This window comes from Staphylococcus sp. HMSC072E01, assembly GCF_001814125.1.
Lineage (GTDB): Bacteria > Bacillota > Bacilli > Staphylococcales > Staphylococcaceae > Staphylococcus > Staphylococcus hominis.
In genome coordinates this window covers 1-8,496 of the sequence record NZ_KV814978.1, presented here as the reverse complement: position 1 = coordinate 8,496, position 8,496 = coordinate 1, and the positions used below count along the sequence as shown (strand labels likewise).

Sequence of the window (8,496 nt, the reverse complement as noted above, 5' to 3'; positions counted from 1 at the left end):
TTTTTTCTGACTGTATACATAGTTTTTTCTGACTATTTAATTTCTGTAACTAGCGGAAACACTGACTTTTTTAGCACGCAAAAGAACAAAAGAGTAAAATATATAAGATAAATATAAATACGCGCGCGTACGCGTAACAATCTAAAAAAAACAGAGGGCTAAACAATATACAGGCCGATTCTTTAGTATTCAAACTTAGATTATCGACCTCGACAATCTATACCCTTTACTCCCAAAATAAAAAAAGGAGTGAGCGAAAACCACGCTCACATTGTACTTGCAGCGTTCACTTCGTTCACTCGCGAAAAGACAAAATCAATCCATCTTTTAGGAATGGCTTTGGATAGCTCTAATTGCTCACCTAGCCTGTTTTAACTGTTTGGCTAGATCAATATACGCTTAGTAGGCAATCAGGCGCCTTACAGGCGGTCAGGGCAAGCCCTAACAACCCTTAGGTAAAAAAGGTAAGATCAATTCCTTATTTTTTATGTTTTTTTGATGAGCCCATTCAAAACTGATTTTAAGCCACCTATTAGCCTGCTTCAGGCGTTTCGTTAGCTTCTTAGTATAAATAGCTGATTGTTCGATAAAATCTCTTAGAACGGAAAATAGCCACCTTTACTGTTATCTCTAGTTAAATCTGATTGCCAAAATCTAATAAATAAATCGCAGAATGGAAATAAGAGCCTTTTAGAAGCATTGATGTAATGCTAATTGTACGTTTTAGTTTGATTAAATTAGTGTAGTCTGTTTAATTAAACTAAAATGTTTAGTTAAGCGAAGCGAAACTTGGAACCAGGAGGATAAGATCATGAAATTAGATTATGAGAAGACGTTTGAAATTGAAATCATTAACGAATTTTCAGCATCAATTTATGCCAAAATGTTGAACTATGTTTTAAACAACGAACTAGATAAAAATGATTTAACAAACTTACAAACAAATTTGCTGAAACAATTATCAAGTATGAATCAAATTGATTTATTTAAATTATCTCTTGAAGAATTAAAAGCTCATCACGAGTATTTAAGAAATATAAAAAAATATGCAGACATCATCACACGAACGAAGTGAGTTTTATCAAAACACGCCTGACTATAAAACTAAACGAATGTTAAGTTTTATAGCACATTAACCACAAACGTAAGTTGGTGGGTATAAGTGCGCCCTTAGTAAAAATCGCTAAGGGCATATTTTTCAAATTAACTTTATAGAAACGCACCCCTTATTTTTAAGGGCGCACTTACACCCACCAATTTTTCTTAAGAAAAATTGGTAGCTTCGTGCTAAAAAAGAGTACAGATCACTTTCATGAACTTGTACTCTTTTTTCGTCAGGCGTGTTGGTTAAAATTCGCTTAGCTCATGTAAAAAGAAAGTAAAAAAATAGTTAATTAGAATCATTGACCAACTGAATTTTTAGGTCAATGCGCACTTGCTTGGCTATTTCAATCGCTCCTAATCGGTCAATTTTTGGCGTTACGAGCTTAGTGCCTTGTGCCTTGCTTTTTACAAAAGCCGGCACACTCATTTGTAAACTTTCAGCGGAGCGCTTCAACTTTCCAAATTCGGATTCGCTCACTCGAAAGCTGATTTGTTTCGGCTCTTTTCGCTTCGGTTTGGCCTCCGCAAAAGTGGCCTCAAAAATCTCTCGTTCGCTCACAGTCCCACCTCCTTGTGTTTCTTCCCTAGCGGTCAGAAACAAGCATAACACTGAAACGCTTTCGGCTTCTAGTATTCTTCTTGATCTTGGAGGTTTGGCAAGCTCTATGTTTGCTAGCCACATCGTGGCGCAAACGAACTTGTTGGGGGCGTGTTTCACCTCCCCCAATCCCCCTAAAAAAGCTATCAAAACGGATACGTTTTGATCCGAAAAAGCAGACCGAAAATGTGTCCATTTCGGTCTGCTTTTTGGCAATAATGAAACCATTTTATTCTTCATCTATTTTTTGATTTACACGGAAAATGGATGAGTTTATCGTCTATACATAAACTTTGAAATCTAATTATTAAAATCGTTATTTTGTGTCCTAAAAAAATACGTTTAATTAATTTTATTAAAACATTCAATATGTATTTTTGAAAAAAAAGTGACTTATAGTCCGTTGACTCATAGTCGTAAAAGTTGAATACTTTAATAAAGGGAAGAGGTGAAAAATTGATAACAGTACAAGTGGGAAATAGAATTCGCAAACTTAGAAAACAAAAAGATCTTAGTCAAGAAAAATTGGCTCATAAATCCGATTTAGACAGAACGTATATTGCTAGTGTTGAAGCAGGCAAAAGAAATATTAGTATTGTTAATTTAGAAAAAATAGTTATTCAAGGTCTAGAAACAGATTTATCTCTTTTCTTTAATAAAATATATGAGGAGTGAAGTAATGGAAAAAAATGAATTATTAAAAAAATTTAGAGAAGAAGCCGATACTTATTTGGAAAAGACAACCAGTTCTACTAAAGATAAAAAAAAGCAAGCTTCTTATATAAATAAAAAGGTAACCGAACTAAGAAACACTTATACAGACGCCATATTAATTACTGATGATAGTAGTGCAAAAAAACTAGATAATATTTTATTAACTGCCTATGTTAGCTACATAGTAATGCTTGAATATAGAAATAAGGTTTGGAAGTACGATTATATGGCCTTTTCTCGTAGAATAGGAGAAATGTGGGAACCTTTTTGTAAAATTCCTTTTTCGTATCCAGTCAAGGACTTAGATATTTATGATCCTCCATCGTTTAAAAGTGTTCAACTAGCCTTAGAAACTGAAATTAAAGAGTACATAAATACACTAGAAATAGGTGATAATAAAAAAAGCGAATTACTTGAGTATTATAATAGACAAAGCTTATTGATTGGATCCGGCAGTATCAGTCTAGATTTGGATCTTCATTTTACTCAAAATAATATTTATTACAATGTGGATTACAAGAGTGGATTTAATAGTAATGAGAAAGGCAATACAAATAGATTATTAATGGTCGCAAGTATTTACAAAGGTTTATCTACTAAAAATAAGACCTTATTGTTTGTTCGTCAGCCTGAAGCAGAAAATAATCACTATCTTCAAACTCTTAAAAATTCTTCTTTATGGGAAGTATATACTTCTGATGATACTTATAATAAAATTCATGAATTTACAGGATTTGACTTAAAAAGTTGGATGACTGCCCATATGAATTGGGCAGAAGATATTTCACCTGAATTTAAAGAATATCTAATAGAAAATGATTTAAGTAAATATTTGACATGGTAATAAAAACAAACTAACATTACTTAAGTAATCTCTTAAGTAATTGTTTAAGGGAAATAAATAATATTGTGAGGCAAAGAATTTTGAATAAAGTATTTAGATCTTACTATACAAATAGTAATTTTATAACGAATTATATGGTCAATATGTTATCTTTGAGCCCAGAAGACTTAATTCTAGAGCCTTGCGGTGGAGACGGTGCCTTTATAGATGCTGTATTGGATAAAAATCCTCAAGCTTTTATTGATACGGTTGATTTAAATGACGAATCAATAAGTATGATGAATCTAAAGTACAACGAATATCCTAATATCAACACAAGAAAAACTAATACATTGACGGATGAACTCTTTGATGAATTTTCTATCTCAGGACATTATGATAAAATTATTGGAAATCCTCCTTATGGTGGATGGCAAGACTATGAGCAAAGAGATTTATTGAAGAAGAAGTATAATGGATTTTATGTTAAAGAAACTTACTCTTTATTCTTATTACGTTGTATTTCTTTACTGAATAAAAATGGAACTTTATCATTTATTATCCCTGATACCTTCTTATATCTTCATAACCATAAAGAACTTAGAAAAACCTTGCTATTTGACACATCCATAAAGGAAATTTTAATTTTTCCAAGTAAATTATTCCCTGGAGTTTCTTTTGGATATAGCAAACTGTGCATTATAACTCTTGAAAAAACAAATAATCCAATGAATCAAATAAACATATATAAGAATATTACTAAAGAAGAAGACTTTGAAACTATTATGAACAAAAAAGACTTATCAAAGTTTGAATTGATCACTCTAGATCAAGAGAGCATAAAAAATAACGAGAGCTATACATTCTATTTAAATAATAAAACTGCAAACATTATGTCTAACTCAAAATTATGTATAAATGATATAGCTGATTGTGTAACGGGGATATATACAGGTGATAATAAGAGTTATCTATATGTTGATAATGAAAATATCAAAGGAAGTAAGGGTTATAATACAGTCGATCACAGACTTATAGATTATGAGTGTGAGAATCTAACAGGTACTAATGATCATTATAAATATGTTCCAATTATAAAAGGAAATTCTTCAAGTGCATACAAAAGAAAAACTAATGATTGGTATATTGATTGGAGACCAGAAGCAATCCAATTTTATAATACAAATAAAAAATCTAGATTTCAAAATTTTCAATATTATTTTAAGCAAGGTATTGCTGTCCCTATGGTCAAATCTTCAAAAATTAGAGCTACTATTTTTGAGAGAAAGGTTTTTGATCAAAGTATAGTAGGGGTTTTTCCACGAGATGAAAAGTATCTTTTGTTCACCTTAGGATTGTTAAATTCTAACATTGCAAAGGACTTGCTCTTTAATATAAACCCTACCGCAAATAATTCAGCAAACTATATAAAAAGAATTCCAGTAGTCCTACCTAGTGAGGAAGAATTAAAAGAAATTAATTCTTTAGTAAATAATTTAATTGAAGACCAAAATGACGATCAGTCACAAGAAAAACTAGATCAATTGTTTTTTAATATATATTCTAATAATTAAAAAATAGAGATAACAAATAATAACTAATAGACAATACATGAAATTGGATAAAATCGTGTATCAAGAATCCTATTTTTATAGGGTTCTTTTTTTACCACTGACTATAATACATGATTTCGTGGTATAATGATTGAAATCATGTATCACTTTTGTGAGAGGAGAGACCATTTCAATGACATATAATGTCCAACCCTTAAGAACGCAGCAAGAAATCAACGACTTTTTATTCTGTTTACGACGCAATCAGCATGCCGAACGAGACGTTTTTCTCTTTTTGATCGGCATTAATAGCGGTTTGCGCATGTCAGACATTGTTAAATTAAAGAAAAAAGACATTATAGCTTCAAAAAACCCACGTATTGTGGAACAAAAGACAGGTAAAACACGCATTTTGTATTTAAGCAGCTTGCAGGACTTGATCCAGGACTACACAAAAGACTTGGAGCCAGAAGATTATTTGTTTCCCAGCAGCAAAGGCGGGCACTTAAAGGTCAATACCGTTTACCAAATGTTTCAAAAGGTTGCGGATCTACTAGGACGGGACGATATCGGCACGCACACGCTGCGCAAAACGTTTGGGTACCATTATTACAAGAAAACCAAAGATGTAGCCACGTTAATGGAAATTTTCGGTCACAGCAGCGAGAAGATTACGAAACGGTATATCGGGATCAATGAAGATGAAATCAGTGAGACTTTATTAAATTTTAGACTCGGTTTTTAAATCTATATTTATCGTATATTTATTAATAAGACAGTATTTAAAGTCAGAAGTTATTGTGAGTGTTCCCCAGTTGAAAATTTAGCTGCTACTGAATAATTTTATTGTTCAGTAGCAGTAGTCCCAATTGATTAGTCGTGATATAATCAATTGAAAAAAATGGAGGCGCTTTTATGTCAACTATTTATACTACAAACGAATGGAATGGATATGGGAAACAAAATTATTATTGGAATGAATATCGACTAGAAGGTAATTCGATAGTTAAATATAAATGTAATAGACGTAAGTCTTTTGATGGAAACGAGAATAATTGGGAAGAAAGTGAAACAGAAGTAGAAAGTTGGAATATTAATGATTCTAATTTACCTGATTGGTTAAGAAAATACATATGAAAGTTCAACTAAATAGTTAATTAATGGTCACGTAACTTAAATTCTTAGGTGACATAATCTCGATTATATGAAGTCGTACTATTTCCAACCGTTACAGCTGACGACTTTGTGATTTTTAATTGGTCTACCTATTTTTTTACTTCAAAAGGTCGTCAGAAAGCGATTCTAAGCCTTTGTTTATTTGTGAAGTTGGTTAGTTGGTCGTACACGTCCTTTGTTATTTCTTAGTATTTTTCTTTTTTTCTTTCTTGTCCTTATCCGCTTGCTTTTCATCTTGCTGTAAAATTTCATCTACGGACTTTTTCCCTAAAAATTTACCTAAACCTTCTGCCATTTGTTTCGTTTGGCGCATAATAAAATCTTTTTCCTCTAAAGGCATGTATATCCCTCCAACTAAAAATTAAATCCAAAAAATACAGTAAATAATAGTCCGTAAAGACTTGCTAAAACGCCAATTATCCCAAGTGTCACCATAAATAAACCGCTTGATTTACTAGTCTTTTTAACCTTGAAACTACCAACAATTAATACTATGCTAACAATTAAAAATAGAATAATCACAATTAAAATAGGTGCTCTCTCTTGAATAGCTTTTCCTAACTCCAAATTTTACTCACCTCTTCCAAAATTGATACCATTTTTTAGGAGCTTCTTTTTCTTCAATCACTCCTTTTTCGTTTAGTTGTTCCTGCAAGTCCTCTAATTCTGATCTGATGGCTTGTATTTCTTCTTGCGGTCGATTATTTGCCTGTTCCTCTTTACTTTCCTGTGAGGGCATGCTGAGAGATTTTAAGCGGTCATTTTCTGCTTTGTATTCTTCTAGCAACTTTTTATCCTGCAAGGCTAGTCTTTGCTGTTGATCTAATAAATTTTGCGTTTGTTTTTGTGCTTCCACTAAACTTTTTATCTGTTCATCTTTATTTATATTTTGAGATTCAAGGTATTCAATTTGGTGTTTAAGACTATTTAAATAGATATTTAACGTACTGTTTAATTCAACACCTACAAAACTTGATTCCCTTTTTATATTAGCGTTTTCTTGGTGTTTAATGGTGTTTGTTTTGGTATTTGAACTGCTATTTAATTCAACACCTATATTTTCTTTTACCTGTTTGACTGCTTCAACGGTTAATAACTTCATTCCGTTATCTCTAACTATATATTCGTTTGATATTTTAGAAACTTGATAATGAATTTTATTCTTGCTAACGCCCAACTCGTCAGCAAGCTCTTTGATTGTCTTTAGCTTCTCACTCATAATAAGTCCTGCCTTTTAACTGTTGGTAGGTAGTCCTCGATTGCCTTTTTCAGGTACTTTGCTACATTGCGTTTTGAATAAGCTTCTTGTTTGCTGGCAACATAAGACAAGTGGTCTTTCACGCCATTCAATCCTCGCAAGTCTTTGAGTTCGTCATAAAGCGGATATACATTCTTTTGTAAGCCTGCCATAAGTGACGTATCGGTCATTTCATAAGGACTTAACAGCATATTATCCAACAATAGTTTCGTATATTTACTTTTTAATGCTTTCCCTGCCAAAAGTTCTTCTGTTTGTTCTTTATTTGCTTTATCCTGCAAATAAATAGGGTCTTGTTCTTCTAGCTTGTAGAAGTCATTTCGTGCAACTGGTTTTTTCGTGATATGAAAGACAATGCTATCTATCGAACGCCCTTTTTTGATTTTGTCATAAGTCACGTTAAAATGTGTATGAGCATTGATTTCTTTCACTGGTTCTTTTAATATCCATTTTTCAAAATGAGGGAAATGTTGATATTCCTTGATTGTATCCGTTATCACTCGTAACTCTTCCACTGTGATAGAGGGGTTGCGGTATTCTTCTAATTGTCCGTTTCTGCGTCTGCCATTGGTGCTGTAATGCTCATACTGGTTGTAGTACATACATAACCACTTATACAAAATAATGCTGTATTTGCTGTTTAATTCCACAAGGTCAGACAAAGCGTATTGCGTGAAATTCTGTTTTAACTCAATCAAATAAGGCATGATTTCAGGACTAAAACGAATCAACACTTCATCGTTATAATCCGTCCATTCCACGTAAGGGATAGGCACAATGCTTTTAAATTTAAAACCTTTTCCTTGTTCTTCTTTGATTTGAAAAAAGGCTTGCTTCTGCATTTTCTCCATCGCTTCTTTAAAGCGACTATGTTTATTGCTATCGTCCACCTTAAAGAAAGTAAACAATTCTTTTTTGGATAAGTAAATCGTATTGTTTTTTGGTGGTTCTTCCGTATTGATAAGCGACACCGCTAACTCAAAAATTTTGAGAGGTGTTTTATCCATTTTGGCAACAGACGTGATTAAGTCGTTATGCTCAACGATTTTACGTTTTTCGATTTCTTTCAAGGAACACAACGTCCTTTCTTGATTGAGATTTTCTTGTTTTTTAGTTATACTAGACATAGTAAATACTCCTTTGTGAGTGTTTTTGAATAGGCATAGAGAAAATCATTTAGTCGTGAGATTTCTCTATGCTTTTATTATATCAAAATACAGTCAGTCAATCAATTGATTTCTGACTGTATACATAGTTTTTTCTGACTGTA

At 32.3% G+C, this 8,496-nt stretch carries 10 protein-coding genes and 1 pseudogene; 6 read left to right on the top strand and 5 right to left on the bottom strand.

What is annotated here, in order from left to right; genetic code table 11:
• The first annotated feature begins 811 nt into the window (after window positions 1-811).
• A complete protein-coding gene (locus HMPREF2953_RS07765; protein WP_070672736.1) occupies window positions 812-1,075 on the top strand; it encodes an antitoxin epsilon in 264 nt (87 codons plus the stop codon).
• 357 nt (window positions 1,076-1,432) lie between these two features.
• On the opposite strand, the pseudogene HMPREF2953_RS07760 reads toward HMPREF2953_RS07765, so the two are convergent.
• Window positions 1,433-1,663: pseudogene (locus tag HMPREF2953_RS07760) on the bottom strand (plasmid mobilization relaxosome protein MobC); the annotation flags it as partial.
• Between the two features lie 495 nt (window positions 1,664-2,158).
• Between HMPREF2953_RS07760 and HMPREF2953_RS07755 the strand changes: the two are divergent.
• The 5 genes from HMPREF2953_RS07755 (at window position 2,159) to HMPREF2953_RS07735 (ending at window position 5,929) form a co-directional block, all read left to right on the top strand.
• Window positions 2,159-2,377, top strand: coding sequence for a helix-turn-helix domain-containing protein (locus HMPREF2953_RS07755; RefSeq protein WP_218086335.1), 219 nt, complete (start codon window positions 2,159-2,161; stop codon window positions 2,375-2,377).
• Window positions 2,378-2,381: 4 nt separating this feature from the next.
• On the top strand, window positions 2,382-3,260 hold the full coding sequence (locus HMPREF2953_RS07750; RefSeq protein ID WP_070672734.1) for a hypothetical protein: 879 nt from the start codon (window positions 2,382-2,384) through the stop codon (window positions 3,258-3,260).
• Window positions 3,261-3,340: 80 nt separating this feature from the next.
• Window positions 3,341-4,813 carry an Eco57I restriction-modification methylase domain-containing protein gene (locus HMPREF2953_RS07745; protein WP_083310595.1) on the top strand — a complete coding sequence of 491 codons (1,473 nt, stop codon included), beginning with the start codon at window positions 3,341-3,343 and terminating at the stop codon, window positions 4,811-4,813.
• A gap of 172 nt (window positions 4,814-4,985) precedes the next feature.
• The gene (locus tag HMPREF2953_RS07740) at window positions 4,986-5,537 is read left to right on the top strand and encodes a tyrosine-type recombinase/integrase (protein WP_070672733.1); all 552 of its coding nucleotides are present in this window, start codon (window positions 4,986-4,988) and stop codon (window positions 5,535-5,537) included.
• Window positions 5,538-5,707: 170 nt separating this feature from the next.
• Window positions 5,708-5,929, top strand: a complete 222-nt coding sequence (locus tag HMPREF2953_RS07735) for a hypothetical protein (protein WP_070672731.1) — start codon at window positions 5,708-5,710, stop codon at window positions 5,927-5,929.
• 217 nt (window positions 5,930-6,146) lie between these two features.
• On the opposite strand, the gene HMPREF2953_RS11485 is transcribed toward HMPREF2953_RS07735, so the two are convergent.
• The 4 genes from HMPREF2953_RS11485 to HMPREF2953_RS07720 are packed head-to-tail and all read right to left on the bottom strand — an operon-like array spanning window position 6,147 to window position 8,353.
• A complete protein-coding gene (locus HMPREF2953_RS11485) occupies window positions 6,147-6,308 on the bottom strand; it encodes a hypothetical protein (RefSeq protein WP_176746041.1) in 162 nt (53 codons plus the stop codon).
• Between the two features lie 14 nt (window positions 6,309-6,322).
• The gene (locus tag HMPREF2953_RS07730) at window positions 6,323-6,535 is read right to left on the bottom strand and encodes a hypothetical protein (protein WP_070672728.1); all 213 of its coding nucleotides are present in this window, start codon (window positions 6,533-6,535) and stop codon (window positions 6,323-6,325) included.
• 7 nt (window positions 6,536-6,542) lie between these two features.
• Window positions 6,543-7,187, bottom strand: a complete 645-nt coding sequence (locus tag HMPREF2953_RS11670) for a hypothetical protein (RefSeq protein ID WP_070672725.1) — start codon at window positions 7,185-7,187, stop codon at window positions 6,543-6,545.
• Window positions 7,184-8,353, bottom strand: a complete 1,170-nt coding sequence (locus tag HMPREF2953_RS07720) for a RepB family plasmid replication initiator protein (protein ID WP_070672723.1) — start codon at window positions 8,351-8,353, stop codon at window positions 7,184-7,186. The genes HMPREF2953_RS11670 and HMPREF2953_RS07720 overlap by 4 nt, the downstream gene beginning before the upstream one ends.
• Between the last annotated feature and the right edge of the window lie 143 nt (window positions 8,354-8,496).

Excerpts from the sequence above, each read along its gene's own strand:
- HMPREF2953_RS07765 (WP_070672736.1), top strand. The coding sequence starts at position 812 with ATGAAATTAGATTATGAGAAGACGTTTGAAATTGAAATCATTAACGAA.
- HMPREF2953_RS07750 (WP_070672734.1), top strand. The coding sequence starts at position 2,382 with ATGGAAAAAAATGAATTATTAAAAAAATTTAGAGAAGAAGCCGATACT.
- HMPREF2953_RS07740 (WP_070672733.1), top strand. The coding sequence starts at position 4,986 with ATGACATATAATGTCCAACCCTTAAGAACGCAGCAAGAAATCAACGAC.
- HMPREF2953_RS07735 (WP_070672731.1), top strand. The coding sequence starts at position 5,708 with ATGTCAACTATTTATACTACAAACGAATGGAATGGATATGGGAAACAA.
- HMPREF2953_RS11485 (WP_176746041.1), bottom strand. The coding sequence starts at position 6,308 with ATGCCTTTAGAGGAAAAAGATTTTATTATGCGCCAAACGAAACAAATG.
- HMPREF2953_RS11670 (WP_070672725.1), bottom strand. The coding sequence starts at position 7,187 with ATGAGTGAGAAGCTAAAGACAATCAAAGAGCTTGCTGACGAGTTGGGC.
- HMPREF2953_RS07720 (WP_070672723.1), bottom strand. The coding sequence starts at position 8,353 with ATGTCTAGTATAACTAAAAAACAAGAAAATCTCAATCAAGAAAGGACG.